Origin of the sequence: Pseudonocardia sp. NPDC049635, assembly GCF_040659795.1 — a bacterium.
Lineage (GTDB): Bacteria > Actinomycetota > Actinomycetes > Mycobacteriales > Pseudonocardiaceae > Pseudonocardia.
The window spans coordinates 150103-175722 of sequence record NZ_JBFAON010000002.1 but is presented as its reverse complement, the minus strand read 5'-3'; the positions used below and the strand labels follow the sequence as shown (position 1 = coordinate 175722).

The following is a 25620-nucleotide window of genomic DNA, read 5'->3' as shown; positions in this document are numbered from 1 at the left end:
CTCACCCCTCTCCCCACGGCAGGCGGGCCCGCACCACCGTGCCGCCCCCGGCCGGTGCCAGCACCTCGCAGGTGCCGCCCAGCTCGGCGGCCCGCTCCCTGACCGACAACGTGCCGACACCGGCGGCGACGTCCGCGGCGATCCCGCACCCGTCATCGGCCACCTCCACCACCAGCCTCCCCTGCTCCCGTACCAGCTCGATCCGGACGGACCGCGCATCCGCGTGCCGCACGACGTTCGTCAGCGCCTCGGCCGCGATCCGGTAGGCGGCGACCTCGACCGCCGCAGGCAACGCCGACCCCGTACCCCGCTCGCGGACCTCGACGGCCAGCCCCGGCGGTGCAGTCCGCCGGGCCAGCTCGCGCAACGCCCCGGCCGGGCCGAGCTCGTCCAGCGCCGGTGGGCGCAGGTCGTGCACCAGGCGCCGCATGTCGGCCAGCACGGCCGCGACCTCCTCGATCGCCGCCTCCAGCATCCGGTCCGACCCCGCCGGGTCGGTGACCGCCAGGTTGCGGGCCGTCTCGATCCGCAGCGTGACCGCGCCGAGCGCGGGACCGAGCCCGTCGTGCAGGTCACGCCGCAACCGCCGGCGCTCCTCCTCGCGAGCGGTGACCAGCGCGACCCGGTGCTGCTGCAACCGGGCCGACAGCTCGTCGGCCCGGACCGCCGTCGCGGTCTGCCGGACCAGGTCCCCGAGCAGCCGCTGGTCCCGTTCGGACAGTGTCGCGGGGCACAACTCCACCCGGCCGATCTGTTCACCGCGCCACGCCACCGGCAGCGACGTGACCGGTCCCGACGGTGTGCCGTACCCGGCCGCCGCCGCCCCACCACCCGGGCGAGTCGTGACGACCCGGACGTAGGGCAACCGGAACGCCTCCGCCACCGACCGGGCGACCGTGGCGAGCTGCTGGTCGCCCTCGGCCTGCTCCAACCGCGCCGCCAGCGTGGCCAGCGCGCCGTACGGATCGTCCCGGCCGCCGCGGACCAGCCGACGGGCCGCACCCCACAACCGGGTGCGCAGCGGCGTGTACAACACGGCGACGACAGCCACCGCGAGGAAGGCCGCGTCCCGCCCGCCCAGCAGGTTCCCCGCCAGCGCCAGCACCACCAGGTCGACCAGACCGACCGACCCGAGCAGCAACACCGACACCACCGTCCCGGACAGCAAGCGGTCGATGTCGTAGAGCCGGTGCCGGGTGACCGCGACGACCACCGCACCGGCCGTGACCGCGATCGCCGACGCCAGCAGCACCGACGGGCCGGGTGGCGGGAACACCCACATCAACGACACCGCGACCGCGCTCACCAGACCGGCCCACATCAGCCAGCGCAGCTGCAGCCGCCGCTCGCCGTCCGCCGCCCGGTAGCGCGACACCACCACCGCCGCGGGGACCAGCAGGCTCAACGGGACCAGGGGGTAGGCCAGCGCCAGCACCGGCTGCCAGAACGGCATCGGCACGCTGAGCAGGTCCCGGTCCAGCAACAGCTCCGGTGCCGGCGGGGTCAGACCGCTGTAGGCCTCCACCTCCGCCGCCGGTACCAGCACCAAGGTCAGCGGGAGCACCGCTGTGGAGGCCAGGCTCACCAACGACAGCGGCCGCCACACGCGGCCGGAGGGCAACCGCCCGTCCGGGAAGAGCAGGAGCAGCAGCGGCAGGCCGAGCAGCAGCGTGGCCCCGAAACGGGTCCAGAACCACCAGGCCACCGACAGCAACGGAAGGTCCGGGTCCGCGGCCACGAACAGGCCGTACCGGGTCCAGGCACCCGCGGCGGCGTCCAGCGCCCACAGCACGCCCGACCCGGCGAGCACCCACGCCACCGGATGCCGGGGCAGCCGCGCCACGAGCAGCAGGCCGGTCACGAGCAGCACCGCGGCGACCGACACCGTCGTCCACACGGGTTCGGAACCGGCCGTCGGCGGGACCGCTCCGGCCGGCACCCGGAGCTCGATCACCGTCGCGGCCACCAGGGCGAGCAGCGCCGGTGCGCCGGCCAGCACGACCGGGAGCAGAGCCGGGCCGGGCCGGGCCGACTGCGGCGCCGGCGGAGCGGGCCGTGCAGTGGTCGCGGTCATGGCACCTCCCCTCCGCTGCGGCGCACACCTGCGTACTCGCCCGCGGAGCCATCGTCGCAACACCCGGCGTCCCCGGTCACGGGACCGCGGTCCCGACCCGGGCGGGACACCACGACGGGACCTCGACGGGGCGCAGCACCCGGGCGGCCCGGGACGCGGGCGCCGGATCGTCTCCGGCAGCACGGCAGGAGCACCCGCTCGAGCACGCCGAGCACCCACCGAGAACCCCAGGAGCACACCGTGAACGACCTGACCCACAGCCCCGCCCGGACCGACGTCGACGGGCTCGCCCCGGTCGACACCCGCCGTCCCGCGCTCCCCGTCGCCACCGCCCGCCGGATCGGCCTCGGTCTGGCGCTCGGTGCGGCCGCCTTCGGCGTCACCTTCCTCCTCGGCGATCCCCAGAGCAGCGGCACCGCGGGCGACATCACCGACGCCGGTGGCCTGGTCTTCCAGCTCGGACTGTTCGGGTTGCTGTACGCGATGCTGCGTTCCCGCGCCACCGGTGACGGCCGCTTCGGCCGCGGTCTGCTGTGGACCGTCACCGCGCTGCTGGTCCCGGCGACCGTCTGGTCGGCGCTGGCCGTGGTGGTGCCCCCGGAGAACCAGGGCACCTGGTTCTTCCTGCTCGACCTGAGCTGGCCGTTGTCGATGCTCGGGATGGCGGTGATCGGCGTGACCGTCGCGGTGGTCGGCCGCTACCGCGGCCTGCTGCGCTGGTGGCCCGCCGTCGCCGAGACCTGGGCGCTGGTCACCGTTCCCGCGCTCGGGATCCTCGGCCCGGCCGTCGGCAACCTCGTCGGTGCGGTGCACCTGTTTGCCGGCTACACCGTGCTCGGGCTGCTCATCGCGGCCCGGCCGGACCGGATCGGCGCACGCTGAACCTCCCGACGGGATCGGTACGGCCCGCGGCACCGGCCGCGGGCCGTCCGCGTTCAGCTCACCGTGAGCGAACTGCTGGTGATCGTCAGGGCGAGCAGCAGGACCGCGATGCCGAACCCGCCGTAGACCAGCGCGTCGGTGTACCGGCCGCGGATCGCGAGCAGACCCACCCGGTCCTGCGGCAGCGCGACCCGCAGGCCGGTGGCGACCAGCAACGCGACCGCGAACAGCGCGGAGCCCTCCCGCCAGTGCTCGGTCACCACCCGCTGCAGACCGACGAGGGCGATCAGGAGGACCACGAGCAGCGGCCAGTGCGTCCGCAACCGGGCCCGCAACCCGTGCCCGGTCCGACTCGTGGTCTCCACCGCGACCTCCGTGTGGCTCAGGGGATGCTCGCTCCCGACGAGCTGCGTGCCGTACCGATGCTCGCTCCCGACACGCTTCGTGCCGTACCGATGCTCACTCCCACAAGCTTCGTGCCGTACCGATGCTCACTCCGACACGCTTCGTGCCGGACCGATGCTCACTCCGACACGCTTCGTGCCGTACCGATGCTCACTCCGACAAGCTTCGTTCGGCTGCCTCGACGACGTTCGTCAGCAGCATCCCCCGCGTCATCGGCCCCACGCCACCGGGCATCGGGGCCAGCTTGCCCGCCACCTCGGCCACCTCGGGCGAGACGTCCCCGACCAGACCGAGATCGGTCCGGGTGACACCGACGTCCAGCACCGCGGCACCCGGCCTGATCTGGTCGGCGGTGATCAGCCCGGCCCTCCCGGCGGCCGCGACGACCACGTCGGCCTCCCGCAGGTGCGCCGACAGGTCCCGGGTCCCGGTGTGGCAGAGGGTGACCGTGGCGTTCTCGCTGCGGCGGGTCAGCAGCAGCCCCAGCGGACGCCCGACCGTCACACCGCGCCCGACGACGACGACCCGGGCACCGTCGAGCTCCACGTCGAACCGCCGGCACAGCTCCACGATCCCGCGCGGGGTGCACGGCAGCGGGCCCGGCTCGCCGAGCACCAGACGCCCCAGGTTGACCGGGTGCAGGCCGTCGGCGTCCTTGGCCGGGTCGATCCGCTCCAGCGCGGCACCCGCATCGAGCCCGTCGGGCAACGGCAGCTGCACGATGAACCCGGTGCACGACGGGTCGGCGTTCAGCTCGTCGATCACGTCCTCGACCTGCGCCTGACTCGCGTCGGCCGGCAGCTCGCGCTGCAGTGAGGTGATCCCCACCGTGGCGCAGTCGCGGTGCTTGCCCCGGACGTAGGCGTGCGAGCCCGGGTCGTCCCCGACCAGGACGGTACCCAGTCCCGGGACCGCCCCTGCCGCCGCGAGCTTCTCCACCCGCGCCCGCAGGTCCTCCAGCAGCTCCGCCAGCGTCGCCTTGCCGTCCATCACCCGTGCGCTCACCCGGCCATCCTCGCAGGTACCCGTACAGGTCGCCGATCCTGATCGAACGGGGTGCGCGTGCCGTGGAAGTAGTGGGGCCCCGAGCCGTGACCTGCGAGAACGTCCGCGGAACGTGCTATCGGAGAAGGGGGCGCGGTCTGGTCGTCCGGAGGGGCCGGAGACGATCTCGACGAGAGCAGAATCACACAGCCGGTGCTTGACCGGCCACAACTCGACGAGGAGTTCCCATGAGCGTGGAGAGCGAGACCGCTCCTGCGACCACCGCGGCACCACCCGCGGCGGCCGCTCCGCCGACCGCCAACCCCGCACTGCTGGGCCTGATCTGCTTCCTTCCCGCGGGAATCACACTCGGCCTGTGGTTCGTCGGCTACCTCGACACCACCGCCCTGCCCGGTGGGATGATCCCCGCCCTCACCTTCTCGGCCGGCCTGTTCATGATGATCGCCGCCATCTTCGCGCTGCGGGTCGGTGACAGCGTCTCGGCCGCGATCTTCGGGGTGTTCTCCGCGTTCTGGACCAGTTTCGGCGTGCTGCTCATGGCACTGAACAACGGCTGGATCGTCGACGCGGGCACCGGCGAGGCGCTGTCGGCCGCCCAGATCGGCTCCATCCAGTCGACCTACCTGCTGTCGTTCAGCCTGGTCTTCATCCTGCTGACGCTCGCCACCCTGCGCCTGCCGTTGATGTTCACCGTGGGGTTCGTGCTGGTCGACATCACGTTCGTGCTCGCCTACCTGGGGGTGACCGCGGGCAACGCCGGACTGTTCCCGATCGCCGGGATCACCACGTTCGCGTTCTGCGCGGTGTTCGCCTACATCCTGTTCGACGCGTTCGGGCAGACCCTCGGTGGACGTGCGATGGCGATGGGCAACCCGCTCGTCCGGGCCTGATCGGCACCGGGGCGCCCGCCCTGCACGGGCGGGCGCCTCAGCGGAAGTCACGGGACCGCACCGTGACCGCCAGCGGCATCCGCTGCAACCGGTCGGCCAGCAGGTTCAGCACCCCCTCCGGGCTGCGTTCCAGCCGGCCGCGCACCAGCAACGCGGCACTGCCCAGCGCCACCGACCGGTACCGCGCCCACAGGCCCTCCGAACAGGTCACGTTGAGCATCCCGGACTCGTCCTCCAGGTTCACGAACGTCACCCCGCCCGCCGTCGCCGGACGCTGCCGGTGTGTGACCAGACCACCGACCAGCACCCGGGGCGGCGGCGCGTCCGCCCCGTCCCGGTGCTGGTGTTCTCGGCGCCCGACGGCGTCGAGCCGGTCGATCCGGATCGCGCCGAGCGCGTCCAGCTCGGCCCGCAGGTGCTGCACCGGATGGCTGTCCGGGGACACACCGGTGGCCCAGACGTCGGAGACGGTCAGCTCGGCCTCGGTCATCCCGGGCAGCGCGGGCGCCGTCAGGCCGACCGCGGTGCCCGGCAGGTGCTCCGGGCGCACCCCTGCGACGACGCCGGCGGCCCACAGTGCCTCCCTCCGGTCCACCCCGAAGCAGCCGAACGCGCCCGCGGTCGCCAACGCCTCGGCCTGCGGACCGGTCAGCCGGACCCGGCGGGCGAGGTCCGCGAGATCGGCGAACGGTCCCGCCGCGTCCCGTTCGGCGTCGATCGCCCCGGCGAGCTCGGAGCCGACGGTGCGGATCCCGGCCAGGCCGAGCCGGACCGCCCAGCCACCCGCACTGCCCTCGTCGGGCTGGAGGATCGCGTCGGCCCGCCCCTCCCCGACGTCCGGCCGCCGGACCAGGACCCCGTGTCTGCGCGCGTCGGCGACCAGCGACTGCGGCGAGTAGAAACCCATCGGCTGGGCGTTGAGCAGCGCCGCGCAGAAGGCGGCCGGGTGGTAGCGCTTGAACCAGGCCGAGTAGTAGACGAGCGCCGCGAAACTGATCGAGTGGCTCTCCGGGAACCCGAAGTTCGCGAACGCCAGCATCTTGGCGAAGATCTTCTCGGCCAGCTCACCGGTGATCCCGTTCGCCGCCATCCCGTCGAAGAACCGGCCGCGCAACCGCTCCATCCTCTCGGTGGAGCGCTTGGCCCCCATCGCCCGGCGCAGCTCGTCGGCCTCGGCGGCGGAGAATCCGGCGACGTCGACCGCGATCTGCATCATCTGTTCCTGGAACAGCGGGATGCCCAGGGTCTTGTCCAGCGCCGGTCGCAGCAGCTCGTGGTCGTGTTCCCACTCCTCCAGGCCGTTACGGCGCCGGATGTAGGGATGCACCGAGCCGCCCTGGATCGGACCGGGGCGGATCAGCGCGACCTCGACGACCAGGTCGTAGAACTCGCGCGGACGCAACCTCGGCAGCGTCGCCATCTGGGCCCGGGACTCGACCTGGAACACCCCGACCGAGTCGGCCCGCGACAGCATCGCGTAGACCTCCGGATCGGACTCGCCGATCTCGTGCAGCTCGATCCGGACGCCCTCGTGCGCGGCCACCAGGTCCACCATCAGGTGCAGCGCGGTGAGCATCCCCAGGCCGAGCAGGTCGAACTTGACCAGACCGGCGGCGGCGCAGTCCTCCTTGTCCCACTGCACGACCGTCCGGTCCGCCATCCGCGCCCACTCCACCGGGACGACCTCGGAGACCGGGCGGTCGCAGATGACCATCCCTCCGGAGTGGATGCCCAGATGCCGCGGCGCCCCCATCAGCTGCCCGGCCAGTTCGACGAGAGGGCCCGGCATGTCCTGCGGCAGCGCCTCCGCCTCCAGTGCGTGCCAGCGCTCCACCCGTTTGCTCCACGCGTCCTGCTGACCGGGTGAGAAACCGAGCGCGCGGGCGGTGTCACGGACCGCCGAGCGCGGCCGGTAGGTGATCACGTTCGCGACCTGCGCGGCGAACAACCGGCCGTAGCGGCGGTAGACGTACTGGATGGCCTCCTCCCGGCGGCCGGACTCGATGTCCAGGTCGATGTCGGGGTAACCGTCCCGGTCCGGGGACAGGAACCGCTCGAAGAGCAGACCGTGGCGCACCGCGTCGACGTTCGTGATGCCCAGCGCGTAGCAGACCGCCGAGTTCGCCGCCGAACCCCGGCCCTGGCAGAAGATGCCCGAACGGCGGCAGAAGTCCACGATGTCGTGGACGATCAGGAAGTAGCCGGGGAAGTTCTTCCGCTCGATGATCGCCAGCTCGCGCTGCACGGTGTGCGCGGCGAACGGGTGCTCGGTCTCGCTGCCGTACCGGGTCATGACGCCGATCCGGGTCAGCTTCCGCAGCCAGGTCGCCTCGGTCTCCCCCGGCGGCACGTCGAACGGTGGAAGGTCCGGGGCCACCAGGTGCAGCTCGAACGCCAGCTCCCGGCCCAGCTCCGCGGCCCGGGCGACCGCGCCCGGGTACCGGCCCTCGAACCGCAGCGCCATCTCCGCCCCCGAGCGCAGGTGCGCGGTGCCCGCGACCGGCAGCCACGGGTCGATCTCGTCCAGGCTGCGGCGGGCCCGCACCGCGGCGACCGTGGCGGCCAGTGGTGCCCGCTCCGGCGTCGCGTAGTGCGCGGCGGTGGTCGCGACGGTGCCGACGCCGGCCGCAGCGGCCAGCGCGGCCAGTGCGTCGTTCCGCTCGGTGTCGCACGGGTCGCCGTGCGCGGTCAGCTCGACCCGGACGTGCTCCCGCCCGAACCGCTGCACCAGGCGCTCCAGCGCGGCCGCGGCGGCCTCCGGGCCGCCCCGGTCGAGTGCCCGGCGCACCGCCCCCTTGCGGCAGCCGGTGAGCGCGACGACCTCACCGGCGGTGTCGGCGACCACCTCGTCGATGTCGTAGACCGGGCGCCCCTTCTCCCCGCCGCGCATCTGGGCGGTGGAGATCGTGCGGCACAGCGCCCGGTACCCGGAGGGACCGCGGGCCAGCAGGAGCAGGTGCTCCCCCTCCGGGTCCGCGACGCCGGCCTGCGGGCCGGGCAGGCCCAGGCTCAGCTCGGCCCCGAACACCGTCCGCATGCCCAGCACCCGGGCGGCCTCGGCGAACCGGACCACGCCGTACATGCCGTCGTGGTCGGTGAGCGCGACCGCCTCCAGCCCCAGCTCGGCGGCCCGCTCGACCAGCTCCTCCGGGGAGCTCGCGCCGTCGAGGAAGCTGAAGTGCGAGTGGCAGTGCAGCTCGGCGTACGGGACCGCGCCGGGCGCGGCCGGGTGCAGCCCCTCCGGCGGCTCGTAGGGGCCGCGGTGCGCGGACCAGGCCGGGGAGTCGCCCCCGTCGCCCTCCTCCGGACCGCCGCGCAAGGACGAACCCGTGACCGTGCGCCCGGAGAGCGCGCCCTCCAGCTCGGACCACGGGACGTCCGGATTCTGCCAGCCCACCCTGCCACTGTAGTCGAACTGATGTTCGATCGCGAGAGGCCGGTGCTCACGCCCGTCTCACGGTCGTCAGCCGTCGGTCCCCGTGGCGCGGCGCCGGAACAGGACGAGGACCACCCCGGCCACCACGCTCACCAGGACCGCCCCGGTCACCGCGGCGGCCTGCAGACCGCGGGCGAAGGCGTCCCGGGCGGCCTCGGCGAGCTGCCACCCGACCTCGGGCAGCGTGCCGGCCACGGCGAGGGCACCGGCGACGCCCTCGCCCGCCGCGTCCGCGGCCTCCGCCGGCACGGCGGCCGGCAGCGTGCCCGCCAGTGCCGCTCGGTAGCCGAGGACGCCCACGGTGCCGCCGACCGCCACCCCCAGGGCCGACCCCAGCTCCCCGCCGACCTCCTGCACCGCCGCGGCGGACCCCGCACGCTCGGCCGGCGGTGTCGAGATGATCAGGTCGCTGGCCAGTGCGATCGCCAGGCCGTGTCCGAGGCCGACGAGAGCCACCGCGGCGACGACGACGGCCGCCGGTGCGCCGGTGACCAGGATCGCGACCAGCCACATCCCGGCCGCCGCGACGGCCAGGCCACCCGCGATCACCGTCACCTGCCCGAACCGGGGCACCAGTGACGGAGCGAGCAGCGCACCCGCGACGTTCACCGCGACGTAGGGGATCGTCCACAGACCGGCCTGGAGCGGCCCCAGACCGAGCACCCACTGCAGGTACTGGGTGAACAGGTAGAACACGCCGACCACCGCGACACCGGTCAGCAACACCGCCCCCACCGACGCACTGAACCGGCGGTCGGCGAACAGCGCCAGGTCCAGCAGCGGGTCCCGCTGCGTCCGCTGACGACGGACGAACGCAGCCAGCAACGCCGACCCGGCCGCCACGGCGGCCAGGTACGGAAGCACGTCGGCCGGGCCGGTGGTCTCCGCCGTCGCGGCGAGCTCCTGCAGGCCGTACACGATCAGCAGCACGGCCCCGACCGAGAGACCGGCGCCGACCAGGTCCAGCCGCCGCCCGCCGGCCTCCCGGTGCTCGGGCAGCAGTCGTCGCCCCACCGCGAGCAGGAGCAGCAGCGGTGGGACGTTGACCAGGAACACCGAACCCCACCGGAAGTGCTCCAGCAGGACGCCACCGAGGAGCGGCCCGAGCGCTCCCCCCGCGGAGAACGCGCTGAACAACACGGCGATGGCGAGGCGGCGCTGCGCCTCGTCGACGAACATGGTGCGCAACAGCGCGAAGGCCGGTGGCATCAGGGCGGCCCCGGCGACGCCGAGCAGCGCGCGCACCACGACGAGCATCTCCGGACCGGTCGAGAACGCCGCCACCACCGACAGCACGCCGAACGCCGCCGCGCCGACCAGCAGCAGCCTGCGACGGCCGATCCGATCGGCGAGCCGGCCCATCGTGATCAGGAACCCCCCGACCAGGAATCCGTACACGTGCAGGATCCACAGCATCTGCGAGGCACTGGGCTGCAGGTCGGCGGCGATCGAGGGCATCGCCAGGAACAGCACGGTCAGGTCGGAGGCCAGCACGAGCACGGGCAGCAGCAGCACGCCCAGGCCCAGCCACTCGCGGCGGGTCGCCAGGCCCTCCGGGCCTCCCGACGTCGGATGCGCGGTCACCGGCCGCCGCCTCCGCCCGCGTCCGGGTTCCCGCGCATCCGTGTCCCCTCCACCTGTGTCCCCCTCACCTGCGGATCTCTCACCTGCGGATCTCTCATCTGCAGCTCTCTTCTCTGCGGCTCTCGTCTGCGGCTCTCTCGTCCGGGACGCGGCCGGTCAGGCCGACAGCGCGTAGGGCGAGCGGTCGCGGTGGCTCCGCAGCGCCTCGGCCCACCAGCCCAGCCGGTCGAGCAGTCCGGTCATCGCCCGGCTCGCCCCGGCATCGGCGGGGTCGAACTGGAAGGGCCAGTCCTGGAAGTGGAAGCTGACGACGTCACGCACCGTCGTCGCGTGCAGCTCGGCGAACACCAGCCGCAGCGCCTCGACCGCGCGCAGCCCGCCGCCCGTCCCGCCGTAGGACACGAACCCGACCGGTTTGGCCGCCCACTCGTCGAAGAACCAGTCGACGGCGGTCTTCAGCGCGGCCGGAAAGCTGTGGTTGTACTCGGGGGTCACCACGACGAACGCGTCGGCGGCCGCCAGCCGCGGTGCCAGCGCGGCGACCGCGGGCGGGGTGGGCTCGTGCTCGTCGCCGAGGGTCTCGGGCAGCGCGGCCCGCGCCAGGTCGACGACGTCGACCTCGACGCCGCCGTGGGCGCGGGCCCGGTCGACGACCCAGTCGGCCACCGTGGGCGCGAACCGACCCCGCCGGGTGCTCCCGACGAGGACCACGAGTCGGATCGGACGCTGTCGCTGTGCCATGTCCACCTCACAGGTTTCGTTACGTATAGCCTCGTAACGTAATAGGGAGGCAGTGTCGTGTCCACCACCGGCTCGGACACGAACTGCCTCGCGGAGCCCGCTGCGCGAGCCCCCTCCCCCTCGGTGACCAGCGATTTTCCTGCCGATCGTTACAATGTGGCTCGGAACGAAAACGGAGGAGCTCCGGCATGCCCCCGAGAAGCCCGGCCACGACATGAGGGCCGCACCCAGGTCCGGCGGACGGCCCCGCGACCCGCACATCGACAGCGCCGTGCTGGAGGCGACCGTCGCGCTGCTCGACGAGTCCGGGTACACCGGGTTGTCGCTCGAGGAGGTCGCCCGCCGGGCCGGCACCACGCGCCCGGCCATCTACCGGCGCTGGAGCGGCCGGGCCCGGCTCGCCCTGGCCGCCATCGCCGCCCGCCTCGACGTGCCGGCGTCACCGGACACCGGATGCACGCTGTGCGACTTCGGCGAGGGCCTGCTGGTGTTCCTCGCCGAGTTCCGGGCCATCCGGCCCGACGTGCTCGGCTCGCTGTTCGCCGACTGTGCGGGCGACCCCGAGCTGCGCGCGCAGTACATGCAGATCGTGTTCGCCCCGCCCCGGGCGGCCGTCGGCGCCATGCTCGACCGCGCGATCGCCCGCGGGGACCTGCGTGCCGACACCGACCGGGACCAGATCCTCGACCTGCTCGGATCCCTGGTCTACTACCGCGCACTGTTCCAGGACACGCATCTCAGCGACGACGACGCCGAGAAGCTCGTCGAGACACTGCTCCGCGGCGCGGCGGTCGACTACGACGCCCTCGTCGCCCACAGCGAGGCCATGGAGACGCACGCGACGGCGGGCGGCAGCGGGACCCACGTCGCACACTGATCGCCGCACGCCGGCCGCCGCGCGGACTCGGCACGAGCCGGTGCCGGGCTGCCGTGCGGGGGCCGGCCGGCTGCTCCCCAGCGCCGGCCGGCCCCGCACGGCGGTTCCGAGCTCCTCCATGGCACCGGCCGCTCCCCAGCGCCGGGCCACAGGGCCACTCGGACGTCCTCGTCGGGCGTCGGCGGCCCGCTCTCGCGATCGCCGCCGATGGGCCAGAGTCCACCAGCCGAACCTGTGGAACGACTGAGATCCGGCCGTGGACAGCCCGTGGATCGCCGCCCGTGCCCGGCGGTCGCCGGCCGGGCCGGGCGCCGGGATCACGGCTACCGTGTGATGATCGCCGTTTCACGGTGTGCGTATACGCGATGCCGGCCCGTCGCCCACGACAGGTGAGCCAGGTCGGCCGTCGCGGACGGCGCGACGGGAACCGGCACCGGGCCGGACAGCGGGGGTGAGGGCCATGTGGTCGGGAGCGACGGGGTTCACAGCGACGACGGAGGCAGCCGGAGGGAGCGGGCCGCGCGCCCGGCGCAGGCTCGTCCGGCTGCTGGGCACGGGGATCGCCGTGGCCGCTCTGACGGCCTGCGCGAACGCACCTGCCGGCCCGGCAGCGGTGACCGCACTGGACCCGGGGGCACCGGAGGGCCCGGGTGCCGGGCAGGCCGATCCCGGCCTGCCGGAGCGGCTCGCCGGCGCCGTCAGCGGTGACGCCGCCTACGCCCACCTGCAGGAGCTGGAGCGGATCGCCGACGCCAACGACGGCAACCGCGCGGTCGGCACACCGGGTTACGACGCGAGCCTCGACTACGTCGTGAGCACGCTCCGCGAGGCCGGGTACGAGGTGCGGACCCCGTCGTTCGACGTCCGGACCTTCACCTCGAACGCCGCCCGGCTGACGGTCGCGGACGCACCCGTCCCGACCGAGGTGCTCAGCTTCTCCCCGGCCACACCGCCCGGCGGGCTGACCGCCCCGCTGTCCGTGCGGGCACGCACCCCGCAGGACCCGACCCCGGGCTGCGAGGCGGAGGACTACACCGGCATGCCGGCCGGTGCGATCGCCGTCGTCGAGCGGGGGGTCTGCCCGTTCGGGCAGAAGTCCCAGCTGGCCGGGGCGGCCGGAGCCGGCGCGGTGATCATCGTGAACACCGAGGACGCGGCGCTGCCCGCCACGCTCGGGGACACCCCGGAGGTGGTCCCGACGGCCTCGGTGACCAGGTCCGCGGGAGAGGACCTGCAGGACGGGCAGCAGGCCACCCTGCTGCTGGACACGACCATCGCACAGCAGACCTCGCGCAACGTGATCGCCGAGACGACCACCGGCGACCCGGACCGGGTGCTGGTGGCGGGTGCGCACCTGGACTCGGCACCGGAGGGGGCCGGGATCAACGACAACGGCAGCGGCAGCGCAGCGCTGCTGGAGGTCGCGCAGAAGCTCGGCCCGGCCCCGCCCGCCGCACAGAAGGTGCGTTTCGCCTGGTGGGGCGCCGAGGAGATCGGCCTGGTCGGCGCGACGAAGTACGTCGAGGGACTCTCCGAACAGGACCGCGCCCGGATCGGGCTCTATCTGAACTTCGACATGGTCGCCTCTCCCAACCCCGCCTACTTCGTCTACGACGGCGACGACTCCGACGGTCTCGGCGGGGAGCCCGGGCCGCCCGGTTCGGAGACCGCCGAGCGGGTCCTGACCGACGCACTCGTCGCCGCCGGGGCCCCCGGCCCGGAGGGCACCGCCTTCGACGGGCGCTCGGACTACGGGCCCTTCATCGATGCCGGGATCCCGGCGGGCGGCCTGTTCACCGGCGCCGAGGAACAGAAGACGCCGGAGCAGGCGCAGAAGTGGGGCGGCACGGCGGGCCAGTCGTTCGATCCCTGCTACCACACCCCCTGCGACCGGCTGACCAACATCGACCGCACGGCGCTGGACCGCAACCTCACCGCGATGGGGTCGGCGATCGGCAGGTTCGCGGTGGATCTGACCGGCGTCCCGATGCGGTGAGCAACCGGGCGCCGGCTCAGTCGTAGACACCGGCCACCGCCCAGCCACCGGGCCGGTGCACCAGCAACAGTGCCGCCCCGTCGGCGAGGACGACCTGCACCCGCACCACCGGCCCGGGTTCGCCGGGCACCCACCACCGGGCCCCCACCGGCCAGGGGCCGGCCCACCCGGTGATCTCCCGGTCCGGCCCGCCGCCACCGGAGATCCGGTGCGGGACACCGTCGAGCAGGTCCGGGGCGGCCGGGTGCACCTCGGCGCCGTCGGCCGCGAGCACCCGGACCGGCACCGGCTCCGGCGGCACGGTCGCCGGGGACGGTGCCGGCAACCGCCCCGGCCAGGACGGCGGTGGGTCCCTCGGGGACCTCACCGCGACGTCGCAGGCCCGTTCCTCACCCCAGGGCACCAGCCGGACCCGCTCACCGGGGTCCCGACCGCCGATCGGGACCGCGGTGAGCACCGCTTCCGGCCCGAGCAGCGCCTGCGCCCGGACCAGTGCCCGGCCGGCCCGCTCGTCGGCCTCGCCGACGTCGCCCCACAACCCGCGCTGCAAGGCCCCGGCCTGCACCGTGTCCTCCGGGGTCAGGCGCAGCGCGACCAGCGTGCCGGAGCCACCGCGACCGAGCCACGAGTCGAGCTGCCAGCGCACCCGGTCGACCGTGCCGCCCGGGGTCAGCGGCTCGGCGCACCGCCAGATCCGCAGCAGCTCCTCCCCACCGTCGGTGCGCGCGTGCACCCCGAGCCGGGTGCACGCCAGACCGTGCCCGGCGAGGGCCTCGTGCAGCCGGGTCGCCAGCCCACGAGCGGCGAACGCGGCCGCGTCCACCCGGTCCACCGGCGGGTCCAGCTCGATCGCCGCAGCCAGTTCCTCGGGCGGCACCCGGCGTGCCGGGGGCCGCGGATCGATGCCCCGGGCCAGCCGGTGCGCGATCACCGCGTCGGCTCCGAACCGGGAGGCGACGTCGGCCTCGGCCAGCGCCGCGAACGCCCCCAGCGACCGCAGGCCGAGCCTGCGCAGGAGGTCCACCAGCGCAGACCGGTCGACATCCGGATCCCGGTCCAGCTCGGCGACCTCCAGCGGGGCCAGGAACTCCGCCGACCGGCCCGCCGGGACCCCGCGCCCGCGGCGGGCCGCGAGCTCGGCGGCGAACATCCCGTCCGCGATCCCGATCTGGCACTCGGTGGCGGCCCGCAGCGCCACCTGGTCGATCAGCCGCTCCACCGCGGCCCGCTCCCCGCCGAACCAGCCGACCGGGCCGCGCGCGGGCAGCACCAGGAGCCCGGGGCGCACCACCTCGACACCGGGGGCGAGCTCCTCGACGGCAGCGACGACCGGCTCGAACAACCGTGCGTCCCGCCCGGGATCCGGTGCGAGCACCGCGAGCCCGGGGCACCGGGCCTGCGCCTCCCGCCGACGCAGGCCGCGGCGCACCCCGTGCCTGCGGGCCGTCGCCGAGCAGGCCAGCACCCGGTTGGCGTGGAACACCGCCGCCGGACGGTGCGCCGGCACGTGCGCGGCCCGGGCTGCCGCGGTGACCGGCCAGTCGGGTGACCAGACCGCGAGCACCCGGGCCGCGGCGCTCATCCGGCCACCCGCACCGCGGCGGCCGGCCCGGGCGGTGTGGCCGGTGCCGGCGGCCCGGCCGGTGCGACGGCGGTTCCGGGATCGGCCGGGGCCTCGACGACGGTCCCGCCCGGCCCCGGCAGCAGCACCTCGACACCCCGCCCCGCGGGCCCGATCCCGCGACCGTGCGCGCGCACCTCCACCCGGCGCGCCCGCAGCCGGCCCGTCCCGCGGCCGGCCCCCTCCCAGCGCGGCCGCTCGCAGTGCAACCGCAGATCCGCGCCCGGCCAGGTGCCCAGTGCCAGCAGCACCGCCCCGCGCTGCCGGGCGCGGGCCGCCAGGCGCTGCCGGTCCGCCGCGCGCAGCCCGGCCCGCTCCGGGCCCGCCACCACCACCAGGTCCAGCCCGTCGAGCAGGGCCGCGGTGACCGGCACCACGTCGACACCGGGATCCGGGACCAGCGCCAGCCGGTCCAGCCGGACACCGCTCTCGGCCGCCGCCGTGACCCCCAGGCCCGGCCGGCCGACCACCCCTGCCCAGGCCCCCTCCGCGGACGCCGCGGCCAGCAGCGCGAACAGCAGCGACCCGGCGCCCGCCCCGGCGCCGACCGCGACCGTGGATCCCCGGCGCAACCCGCCGCCGGGCAGCAGCCCGGACAGCGGGCCGGGCACCGGCAGCACCGGGCCCCCCGGCGCCTCCCCGGTGTCGGGGGACCCGGCCGGGCGCACGAACCCCGCGCAGGGACCCCCGCGCGCCCGGGACCCCTCGGGATCCGCCCGGTTCTCCATCCGGTGCAGCACCTGACGGGCGGTGGCCAACCGGTCCGCGGCCGGCGCCCCGCCCCCGGCCGAGCTCCGGGCCACCACCCGGTGCGCGGGGGCGGGCTCCCCGTCCGCCCCTGCGCACCGCGTGCCGGCACCGATCACCGGACCCGACACCTCCGCCGGATCGAACGCCGGCTCCAGGCCCCTGCCCGCACCGGCGGCCACGGCGGCCGCAGCAGCACCCGCGGCATCCCCAGCAGCACCCACGGCCCTCACCACACGACCTCCCCGCTTCCCACGCACCGTGACCGACCTGCTGACCGACACGCTGACCGGCCGGAACCCGCCCGGTACGCCGCGGGGAAGACGGCGCAGATCGAACTTACGTTCGAATCATAGGTTCCGGCCCGGCCCTTCGCAGCCCCCGGACGGGGGATGCGGCGGGCCGATGCGGAGCACCGTCGCACGGCACACCGACAATCCGCCGCCGAGCAGGCACCCGGACGCGATCCGGCCCGGGCCTCGTGGGCGACCCGGGCCGGAGACCGTGGGGAGACGGGTCAGTGGGCGAAGTGCCGGGTCCCGGTCAGGTACATCGGGACGCCCGCCTTCGCGCAGGCCGCGACGACCTGCTCGTCGCGCACCGATCCACCGGGCTGCACGACCGCGGCCACGCCGGCGTCGAGCAGTACCTCCAGCCCGTCCGGGAACGGGAAGAACGCGTCCGAGGCCGCGACCGAACCACGTGCCCGGTCACCGGCCCGCTGCACCGCGAGCCCGGCCGCGTCCACCCGGTTGACCTGCCCCATGCCGACGCCGACCGCGGCGCCGTCGCGGGCGAGCAGGATCGCGTTCGACTTCACCGCACGGCAGGCCCGCCAGGCGAACGCCAGATCGGCGAGCGTCTCCGCGTCGACCGGGTCACCGGTGACGAGCTTCCAGGACGCCGGGTCGTCGCCGTCGGCGTCGATCAGGTCGCGCTGCTGGACGAGCACCCCGCCGGAGATCGGGCGCAGCTCCACGCCGGGCCCGCCGGCCTCGCCCGGGATGCGCAGCAGTCGAACGTTCTTCTTGCCCTGCAATACCTCCAGCGCGCCGTCGGCGTACGACGGGGCGACCACCACCTCGGTGAAGACCTCCGCGATCTGTTCGGCCAGCTCGACCGTGACCTCACGGTTGACCGCGATCACACCACCGAAGGCCGAGACCGGGTCGGTGGCGTTCGCCTTGCGGTGCGCCTGTGCGACGTCGTCACCGACAGCGATGCCGCACGGGTTCGCGTGCTTGATCACCGCGGCCGTCGGCCGGTCGCCGTGGTCGTGCGCGGCCCGCCAGGCGGCGTCGGCATCGACGAAGTTGTTGTAGGACATCTCCTTGCCGTGCAGCTGCTCGGCGCCGGCCAGGCCGGCGACGCCGTCGGTGTAGAGCGCGGCGGCCTGGTGCGGGTTCTCCCCGTAGCGCAGCGACCGTGCGCGGTTCCAGGTGGCACCGATCCAGGCCGGGAACGGCCCGGCGTCCAGCTCGGGAGCCAGGTCGGCCCCCATCCAGGACGCCACCGCGACGTCGTACCCCGCGGTGTGCCGGAACGCCTCGGCCGCCAGCGCGCGCCGGTCCTCGATCACGAACCCGCCCGCACGGACCTGCTCCAGCACCCACCCGTAGCGGTCCGGGTCGACCACGACGGCGACGCTGTCGTGGTTCTTCGCCGACGCCCGCACCATCGCCGGGCCGCCGATGTCGATCTGCTCGACGATCTCGTCCCGGCTCGCGCCGGACGCCACCGTCTCCCGGAACGGGTACAGATTGGACACCAGCAGGTCGAACGGCGCGATCCCCAGGTGCTCCAACTGGTCGAGGTGCTCGGGCTTGCGGGTGTCGGCGAGCAGTCCGGCGTGCACCCGCGGGTGCAGGGTCTTCACCCGGCCGTCGAAGCACTCGGGGAACCCGGTGACCTCCTCGACCGCGGTGACCGGCACCCCGGCGTCGGCGATCCGCGCCGCGGTCGACCCGGTCGAGACGATCTCCACACCCGCGGCGTGCAGCCCGGTCGCCAGGTCCAGCAATCCGGCCTTGTCGTAGACGCTGATCAGGGCCCGGCGGACCGGCCTGCGCTCACTCATGTTCACCTCGTGGGTTCGGAGGCGGCGGTCCGGCGATGCGGCCAGCCGCCGCACCGTTCCGACCAGCAGCCGTCGTTCCTCGGTCTTGATCCGCTCGTGCAGCGCGGCCTCGTCGTCACCGGGGCGTACCGGCACCTCCGCCTGCGCGAGAACCGGTCCCGTGTCCATCCCCGCGTCGACCCGGTGCACGGTCGCACCGGTGACGGACACCCCGGCGGCCAGTGCGTCGCGGACCGCGTGCGCACCGGGGAACGCCGGCAGCAGGGCCGGGTGCGTGTTCAGCATCGGGCATCCGAGTGCGTCCAGGAAAGCCGGTGCGACCAGCTTCATGAAGCCCGCACCGACGACGAGGTCCGGCCGGTGCGCCGTCACGGCCGCGGCGAGCGCCAGGTTCCACGCCGTCCGGTCCGGGTGATCGGCGATCCGTTCGACGAACGTCGGCAGGCCCGCCGCGCGGGCCCGGTCCAGTCCGGCGGCACCCGGCCGGTCCGCCCCGACGGCGACCACCTGGTACTCCGGGCCCGCAGCGTCGAGCAACGCCTGGAGAAGGGTCCCGCCACCCGAGATCAGGACGACGATCCGGAACCGGCCGGTCACCGGCTGTTCGTCCGCACCCACCGCGCTCCCTCGACGTCACCCCAGCAGGCCGTCCTGCTGCACGATCAGGGTAGGCCGGGGCCCACCGGGCGGTGCCGGTGCCCTGCCGGGCCGGGATGGTCAGCGGCCCGGATCGTCGTCCGCCCGTCCCGTCGCGTCGGCGGTCTCCGTGGCACCGGGAGCGGTGTCCGCTGCGGGCTCGGTGCCGGTGCTGCGGTCGGTGCTGCGGTCGGTGCTGCGGTCGGTGCTACCGCGCCCGTCGGCGGCGTCCGGCTCACCGGGGCCCTGCTCCTCCCGGGCCACCGACCCGTCCGCGGTGGCGGTCTCCGGTCGGCGGGCGCCCGGCCCGGGCATAGGGGATCCCGAGGTGCGGTGCCGTTCGACCAGCTGGCCGACCGTGGCCGGGCGGCCCCGCCGCGCACCGCGGGAGCGAACGGGTGCGGATCGCGGGTCCGGGCGCCCACCGGGGAGGCGTCCCACCGGGACGTGCCGGGAGAGCTCCGGCCCGGCACAGGTGAGCAGCGCCGGCAGGCCGACCAGGAGCAGCACCGCCCCGAGGACCGCGCCGCCGTGGAAGGAGACCGGGTCGTACGGGCCGTGACCGAGCGGGCCCCCGGCCACGGTGGCGAGCACCGCCGCCCCGACCGCGGCGACGGCCGCCGCCGTCACCGGGGCCGCGATCCGGTCCACGGTGGGCGCACCGGCGGGCAGCGCGCGCCGGCAGGCGAGCCCGGTCAGCACACCGACCAGCACCGGGAGCAGCAGCACCAGCGGTGCGGCCGGCGGGACGGCGGTCACCGGGAGGATCGCGGTGAGCGGGAGCGGTGGCATCGGCCCCGGCTCGGCGGCCAGCGGGCCGGACGCGGCGACACCGATCGACACGCCCGGCCCGACCGCCCACGACAGCGCACCGGCCAGCGCGTTCGGCAGATAACCCACGGTCAGCACGAGGACTCCGGTGGCGGCCCCGGCCCCCGGACCGAGCCGGGCCGCGACGTCAGTCACCTCCGGCGCGCCGAGCGCCAGTGCGACGGTCAGGACGAGCGCGGCGGTGAGGAGCAGGCCGGCGGCCGCCACCCGGAGCCCGGCCAGCGCCGCTCCCGGCCACCCGGCCAGCACCCGGCGCCAGGCCTGCGGTGTCCCGCAGGCCTGCACGACGCCGATCCCGGCCGCCGTGCCACCGATCAGTCCCGCACCGACCAGTGACGCCCACGGCGCGGTCACCGCCATCTCACGCGGCAACAGCGCACCGGCCAGCACCGCGACCGCGGCGGCGGCACCCGCCTGAGCGGCGACGACGGCACCCGCGTCGTGCCGGACCCGCCCGCCCAACCGGAGCACCGCCCAGCGGGAGAAGTACCCGACCATCACGACGACCACGATCGTCGGCAGCAACGGCAGCACGCCGAGCGGCCGGCCGTCCAGCGCGATCGGGATCTGGTGCGCCGCCAGCCACATCGGGACGGCGGCGGCGAGCACCCCGTCCGCGGTCACCGGGACCCCACCGGTCCCGGTGAGCAGCGCGGCGACCGGCACCAGCAGCGTGTAGCCGGCCAGCACCGCGCCCATCGTCGAGGCGAGCAACACCCGCAACCGGTCCAGGCCGTTCCCCGCGCCACCGTGCTCCGTGCGCCCGCCGGGGACGCCTCGACGCGGCCGGTCACGCGGTCGTACCCGGTCGGCGACGGCCGCCTCACCGGCGCCGCCACGGGACCGGGCCGCCTCGGCGCCGGGCGTCCGGGAACGGGGAGCGGGGCGGCCGCGGGACGACCGGGACGGGGTGCTCACCCGGTCAGGGTCGCAGCGCCGGGACCTCACCGACGGCAGGCACGCCGGGAACGCCGGTCACCGGTGGTGACCGGCACCCGGGATCAGTGCGACGAGGAGCCGCCCTCGGCGCGCAGGGCACGGGTCGCGTCGGCGTCGGGGGCGCCGTCGGGGATCTCCTCGCCGCTGTAGGGGCGGGTCCCCGGGGGTGCCTCCACCGGTGCCTCCGGCTGCCCGGCCACGGACCCGCCGGATCCCCGCTCGTGTCCCGCCGGCTGCTGGGCCGACGGGGCCGACGGGGACGCCGCCGGGGCCTCCGGTGGCTGTCCGGTGGCGTACGGGGCCGACGCCGGGAAGCCCGGGTAGTGCACGGCCGGGGACTGTCCCTCGGGCGACTGGGCCGGCGCCTGGGGCACCGAGGGCTGCTGGGCCGAGGCCGGTTGCTGGGCTGCCGCCGGCACGGCGGGGGCGTACTGCGCGGGCTGCGATCCCGGGTTCTGCGCGCTCACGGCCGGTGCTCCCGGGGCCTGGGGCGTGCCGGCGTCGTACTGCGGGGCCCAGCCCTGCTGGGCAGCGGCCGCGTGCCCGCCGCCGTGCTGGACCCCCTCGACCGGCCCCTGGCCGTATCCACCGGGTTCCGGCGGCGCGGCCGGGCGCTCACCGTAGGCGACCCCGGAGAACGCGCCCCCGGACGGGGCGGCCGCCGCGTGCGCCCCGGCGCCGTGCGCTCCCGGCTGCGGCAGCGCGTGCGCGGGCTGGCCGTACTGGCTCGGATAGGGCCCGCCGGGCTGGAGGTGCTGGCCGTGGCCGGGCGCCCCCATGTGCCCCCCGCCGTACTGGGCGGCCCCGTACTGGCCGAACGCCGGCTGGTGCTGCCCGGGGCCGCCCTGACCGGGATAGCCGGTCTGCGGCAGCCCGGGTGTGCCCCACGGCTGCTCCGCGACGTGCGACGGCCGGGCCGGACGTGGAGCGGGCGCGGACAGCACCCCGGACAGCAGGAGCTGCCCGTAGAGCAACGCGGCCGCGGACAGCAGCGACAACGCCAGCGTGATCCAGCCGGCCACACCCGCGGACACCGGGCTTCCGCTCGCGGTGAACAGGAACAGCATGGTCAGGAACCCGGTCCCGCTCAGCACCACCCCGGCGACCAGGGTGCGGCCGGTCCCGGGCAACAGGGACAGGCTGCCGGCGATCCCGCCACCGACGACCAGTGTCAGCGGGAGCAGGCTGCCCGCCCCCGCATCGAAGAACGCCGCGATCAGGGCCAGCAGGGCGAGCACCCCACCGCCCAGCACCGCGAGCCGGGCCGGACTCGCCTGGAGCAGGCCGGGATCGCCGGCCGCCGCGGGCCGGGCAGGGGGTGCGGCGCCCGGAGAGGCGGGCTGGTGGCTCGTCATGACGGCTACTCCAGCGGGCCGCGACGGGCGCGGCGTCGGCGACAGGACTACTCGCTCGCACGCTAGCCGATCGGGTCCCACGGTCGGGTGAGGGCACCACGCGAACGCGCGGGCCCCGGGAAGCGATCCCGGGGCCCGCGCGTGCGTGGAGGATGCCGACCTACTTCGAGGAGAGGATCTCCTTCATCAGGGCGGCGGTCTCCGACGGCGTCTTGCCGACCTTCACCCCGGCCGCCTCGAGGGCCTCCTTCTTCGCCTGCGCGGTGCCGGCCGAACCGGAGACGATGGCGCCGGCGTGGCCCATCGTCTTGCCCTCCGGGGCGGTGAAGCCCGCCACGTAGCCGGCGACCGGCTTCGTGACGTTGGCCTTGATGAAGTCGGCGGCGCGCTCCTCGGCGTCCCCGCCGATCTCACCGATCATCACGATGGCCTCGGTCTCCGGGTCCGCCTCGAACGCCTCGAGGGCGTCGATGTGCGTGGTCCCGATGACCGGGTCGCCGCCGATGCCGATGGCGGTCGAGAAGCCGAACTCGCGCAGCTCGAACATCATCTGGTAGGTCAGCGTGCCGGACTTCGACACCAGACCGATCTTGCCCGGGCCCGCGATGTTGGCCGGGATGATGCCCGCGTTCGACTTGCCGGGCGAGATGATGCCGGGGCAGTTCGGGCCGATGATCCGGGTCCTGTTGCCCTTCGCGACCGCGTGCGCCCAGAAGTACGCCGAGTCGTGCACCGGGATGCCCTCGGTGATGACGACCGCGAGCGGGATCTCCGCGTCGATCGCCTCGATGACAGCGTCCTTGGCGAACTTCGGCGGGACGAACAGGACCGACACGTCGGCGCCGGTCTCCTTGATCGCCTCCTCGACCGTGCCGAACACGTGGACGTCCTTGTCGCCCACCGTGTGCGTGGTCCCGGCCTTGCGGGCGTTCACGCCGCCCACGATGTTCGTGCCGGAGGCCAGCATCTTGGTGGCGTGCTTGGTGCCCTCACCGCCGGTGATGCCCTGGACGATGACCTTGCTGTTCTCGTTGAGGAAGATCGACATGTCTCAGGCTCCAGCGTTCGCGAGCTCGGCGGCCTTGGCTGCCGCATCGTCCATCGTGCCCACCACGGTCACGAGCGGGTGGTTCGCGTCGGCGAGGATCTGGCGGCCCTCGTCGACGTTGTTGCCGTCCAGGCGGACGACCAGCGGCTTGGTGGCCTCGTCGCCGAGGATCTTCAGCGCCTCGACGATGCCGTTGGCGACCGCGTCACAGGCGGTGATGCCGCCGAAGACGTTGACGAAGACACTCTTGACCTCGTCGTCGCCCAGGATGACGTCCAGACCGTCGGCCATGACCTGCGCCGAGGCGCCGCCGCCGATGTCGAGGAAGTTGGCGGGCTTCACCCCGCCGTGCGCCTCGCCGGCGTAGGCGACGACGTCCAGGGTGCTCATGACCAGACCCGCGCCGTTGCCGATGATGCCGACCTGGCCGCCCTCGAGCTTGACGTAGTTAAGGCCCTTGGCCTTCGCCTTCGCCTCCAGCGGGTTCTCGGTGCGCTCGTCGACCAGCTCGGCGTGTGCCGGGTGCCGGAAGTCGGCGTTCTCGTCGAGGGTGACCTTGCCGTCGAGGGCGATCACCCGGTCCTGCGGGTCCCGGACCAGCGGGTTGACCTCGACCAGCGTCGCGTCCTCGGAGACGAAGGTCTCCCACAGCTTCACGATGACGTTCGCGGCCTCGTCGGCCACCGCGGCCGGGATCTTGCCCGCGGCGACGATCTCGTCGGCCTTGGCCTTGTCGACCCCGGCGATCGGGTCGATCGGGATCCGGGCCAGCGCGTCCGGCCGCTCGACGGCCAGCTGCTCGATCTCCATGCCGCCCTCGGCCGAGCACATGGCCAGGAAGGTGCGGTTCGACCGGTCCAGCAGGAACGAGAAGTAGTACTCCTCGGCGATGTCGCTGGCCTCGGTCACCAGCACCTGGTGCACGGTGTGACCCTTGATGTCGAGGCCCAGGATGGCCTCGGCCTTCTCCTTGGCCTCGTCCGGGTTCTCGGCGAGCTTGACGCCGCCGGCCTTGCCCCGGCCACCGGTCTTGACCTGAGCCTTCACCACGACCGCGGTGCCCAGCTCGGCCGCCGCGGCCGCCGCGTCGGCGGCGTTGTCCACGGTCCTGCCCGGCAGCACCGGGACTCCGTGCGCGGCGAAGAGATCCTTCGCCTGGTACTCGTACAGGTCCACTCGGCTCTCCCGCTCCACTTCGCTCTCGTCGCGACCGGCGCGACCCGGATTCCCGGATGCGCCCCGCACTGGGAGGCGGCAGCGGTCGCGGACGTCGGTCGTGCTGCGTCGGGGAGCCTAACCAGACCGGCCGCACCCGTCCTGACCTGGGGCTGGTGACAGCTGTCACCCCGCAAGAGCAGTCACCCGTGACCGCGGGCGAGCGGATCGCGGTCAGTTCTGACCGTTCTGCGGCTGGTGAGACACACGCCACTGACCTATCGTTCGATCATGGCGATGGCGCTACCCGGTCGGCGGCGCCTGCGCGCGTTGGCCGCCCGGGTCCCGGCCCTGGCCTCCGACCTCACGCAGGCAGCCGGGTACGCGCTGCGCACCTTCACCTCACCGGCCGGCCTGCGCGGACTCGCCGTGGAGTGGGCCTGGCTCACCGCGCACATCGCCCTCTACCCGGTCGGGCTGGTGGAGGAGACGGTCCGCCCGCACGGCCACTACCGCACCGACAGTCTCCCCCCGGTCAAGCGCAGCCTGGTGGTCGCCGACCCGACCGCGGCGGGCACGCCCATCCTGCTGATCCACGGCATCATGGACAACCGGTCGGTGTTCACCGTCTTCGCGCACGAGCTGCGCCGCCGCGGGTTCGGTGTGGTGAACGCCATCAACTACAGCCTGCTCACCGGGGACCTGCGCACTGCGGCGCACGAGCTGCACCACCATGTCGAACGACTGCGCGCGGCGACCGGCTCGGACAAGGTGCACGTCGTCGGGCATTCGCTGGGCGGCGTCATCGCCCGCTACTACGTGCAGCGGATGGGCGGCGACGCCGTCGTCGACACCGTGGTGACGCTGGGCAGCCCGCACTCCGGCAGCAACCTCGCCCTGCTCGCGCCGACCGCGCTGTGCCGCCAGCTGCGGCCCGGCTCGGACGTGCTGCGCGAGCTGGCCGAGCCGGCACCCGGCTGCCGGACCCGCTTCCTCGTGGTGTGGTCACGGATGGACGAGATCATCCTCCCGCAGCGCAACTCCCGGTTGCGCCATCCCGATCTCGACGTGCAGGAGCTGGGGCTCGACGACGTCGGGCACCTCTCGCTGCCGATCGACCGGCGCACGGTGCACTGGGTGGCGAGCACGCTGGCCCGCGGCGAACGGGAGCGGCGCGAGCACGACCGGGTACGCGACCGCCGCCTGCGCGGGTCGCTGCGCCCGGCCGGGCGGTGGGCTCCCCAGTCGTCGGACACGGGGCTGTCCGACCGGCGCGGCGCACCCGCCTCCTGACGGCGCGGGGCGCGGTTCCCCGCACCCG

18 protein-coding genes and 1 pseudogene are annotated in these 25620 nt (G+C 74.6%); 5 read left to right on the top strand and 14 right to left on the bottom strand.

The features are described from left to right. Position 1: 1 nt before the first annotated feature. The gene (locus AB0J24_RS03535) at positions 2-2074 is read right to left on the bottom strand and encodes a sensor histidine kinase (protein WP_358674808.1); all 2073 of its coding nucleotides are present in this window, start codon (positions 2072-2074) and stop codon (positions 2-4) included. A 240-nt stretch (positions 2075-2314) separates the two neighbouring features. On the opposite strand from AB0J24_RS03535, the gene AB0J24_RS03530 reads away from it, so the two are divergent. Further along, positions 2315-2956, top strand: coding sequence for a hypothetical protein (locus AB0J24_RS03530; protein ID WP_358674805.1), 642 nt, complete (start codon positions 2315-2317; stop codon positions 2954-2956). Between the two features lie 53 nt (positions 2957-3009). Here the strand turns inward: AB0J24_RS03530 and AB0J24_RS03525 are convergent, their stop codons facing one another. Further along, positions 3010-3321 (bottom strand): DUF3017 domain-containing protein, encoded by a 312-nt coding sequence (locus tag AB0J24_RS03525; protein WP_358674802.1) that lies wholly within the window; start codon positions 3319-3321, stop codon positions 3010-3012. Between the two features lie 190 nt (positions 3322-3511). Further along, positions 3512-4366 (bottom strand): bifunctional methylenetetrahydrofolate dehydrogenase/methenyltetrahydrofolate cyclohydrolase, encoded by an 855-nt coding sequence (locus AB0J24_RS03520; RefSeq protein WP_358674799.1) that lies wholly within the window; start codon positions 4364-4366, stop codon positions 3512-3514. Positions 4367-4593: 227 nt separating this feature from the next. On the opposite strand from AB0J24_RS03520, the gene AB0J24_RS03515 reads away from it, so the two are divergent. Then, positions 4594-5256, top strand: a complete 663-nt coding sequence (locus AB0J24_RS03515; RefSeq protein WP_358674796.1) for a GPR1/FUN34/YaaH family transporter — start codon at positions 4594-4596, stop codon at positions 5254-5256. 37 nt (positions 5257-5293) lie between these two features. Here the strand turns inward: AB0J24_RS03515 and AB0J24_RS03510 are convergent, their stop codons facing one another. The 3 genes from AB0J24_RS03510 to AB0J24_RS03500 all read right to left on the bottom strand — a co-directional run bounded on the left by AB0J24_RS03510 (position 5294) and on the right by AB0J24_RS03500 (position 11017). Next, the gene (locus AB0J24_RS03510) at positions 5294-8653 is read right to left on the bottom strand and encodes an error-prone DNA polymerase (protein WP_358674793.1); all 3360 of its coding nucleotides are present in this window, start codon (positions 8651-8653) and stop codon (positions 5294-5296) included. Positions 8654-8719: 66 nt separating this feature from the next. Beyond that, on the bottom strand, positions 8720-10276 hold the full coding sequence (locus AB0J24_RS03505) for an MFS transporter (RefSeq protein ID WP_358674791.1): 1557 nt from the start codon (positions 10274-10276) through the stop codon (positions 8720-8722). 156 nt (positions 10277-10432) lie between these two features. After that, positions 10433-11017: an NAD(P)H-dependent oxidoreductase gene (locus AB0J24_RS03500; RefSeq protein WP_358674788.1), complete on the bottom strand. Its 585-nt coding sequence runs from the start codon at positions 11015-11017 to the stop codon at positions 10433-10435. Positions 11018-11231: 214 nt separating this feature from the next. Between AB0J24_RS03500 and AB0J24_RS03495 the strand changes: the two genes are divergently transcribed. Together AB0J24_RS03495 and AB0J24_RS03490 are read left to right on the top strand one after the other, a co-directional pair. Continuing rightward, positions 11232-11894 (top strand): TetR/AcrR family transcriptional regulator, encoded by a 663-nt coding sequence (locus tag AB0J24_RS03495; protein ID WP_358674786.1) that lies wholly within the window; start codon positions 11232-11234, stop codon positions 11892-11894. A gap of 565 nt (positions 11895-12459) precedes the next feature. After that, complete coding sequence (locus AB0J24_RS03490; protein WP_358674783.1) at positions 12460-13890, top strand: M28 family peptidase; 1431 nt, start codon at positions 12460-12462, stop codon at positions 13888-13890. A gap of 16 nt (positions 13891-13906) precedes the next feature. On the opposite strand, the gene AB0J24_RS03485 is transcribed toward AB0J24_RS03490, so the two are convergent. The 8 genes and pseudogenes from AB0J24_RS03485 to sucC all read right to left on the bottom strand — a co-directional run bounded on the left by AB0J24_RS03485 (position 13907) and on the right by sucC (position 24338). After that, positions 13907-15472: a DNA polymerase Y family protein gene (locus tag AB0J24_RS03485; protein WP_358674780.1), complete on the bottom strand. Its 1566-nt coding sequence runs from the start codon at positions 15470-15472 to the stop codon at positions 13907-13909. After that, positions 15469-16482: a hypothetical protein gene (locus AB0J24_RS03480; RefSeq protein ID WP_358674777.1), complete on the bottom strand. Its 1014-nt coding sequence runs from the start codon at positions 16480-16482 to the stop codon at positions 15469-15471. The genes AB0J24_RS03485 and AB0J24_RS03480 overlap by 4 nt, the downstream gene beginning before the upstream one ends. A 293-nt stretch (positions 16483-16775) precedes the next feature. Then, positions 16776-18335 (bottom strand): bifunctional phosphoribosylaminoimidazolecarboxamide formyltransferase/IMP cyclohydrolase, encoded by a 1560-nt coding sequence (gene purH / locus AB0J24_RS03475; RefSeq protein WP_358675412.1) that lies wholly within the window; start codon positions 18333-18335, stop codon positions 16776-16778. 42 nt (positions 18336-18377) lie between these two features. Beyond that, a pseudogene (gene purN, locus AB0J24_RS03470) lies at positions 18378-18932 on the bottom strand (phosphoribosylglycinamide formyltransferase); the annotation flags it as partial. Between the two features lie 120 nt (positions 18933-19052). Further along, complete coding sequence (locus tag AB0J24_RS03465; RefSeq protein WP_358674774.1) at positions 19053-20720, bottom strand: DUF6350 family protein; 1668 nt, start codon at positions 20718-20720, stop codon at positions 19053-19055. 83 nt (positions 20721-20803) lie between these two features. Then, positions 20804-22096 (bottom strand): DUF5336 domain-containing protein, encoded by a 1293-nt coding sequence (locus tag AB0J24_RS03460; RefSeq protein ID WP_358674771.1) that lies wholly within the window; start codon positions 22094-22096, stop codon positions 20804-20806. A 160-nt stretch (positions 22097-22256) separates the two neighbouring features. Further along, positions 22257-23144, bottom strand: coding sequence for a succinate--CoA ligase subunit alpha (gene sucD, locus AB0J24_RS03455; RefSeq protein WP_344029052.1), 888 nt, complete (start codon positions 23142-23144; stop codon positions 22257-22259). A 3-nt stretch (positions 23145-23147) separates the two neighbouring features. After that, a complete protein-coding gene (gene sucC / locus AB0J24_RS03450) occupies positions 23148-24338 on the bottom strand; it encodes an ADP-forming succinate--CoA ligase subunit beta (RefSeq protein ID WP_358674768.1) in 1191 nt (396 codons plus the stop codon). A gap of 252 nt (positions 24339-24590) precedes the next feature. Between sucC and AB0J24_RS03445 the strand changes: the two genes are divergently transcribed. After that, on the top strand, positions 24591-25592 hold the full coding sequence (locus tag AB0J24_RS03445; protein WP_358674765.1) for an alpha/beta fold hydrolase: 1002 nt from the start codon (positions 24591-24593) through the stop codon (positions 25590-25592). Positions 25593-25620: the final 28 nt, after the last annotated feature.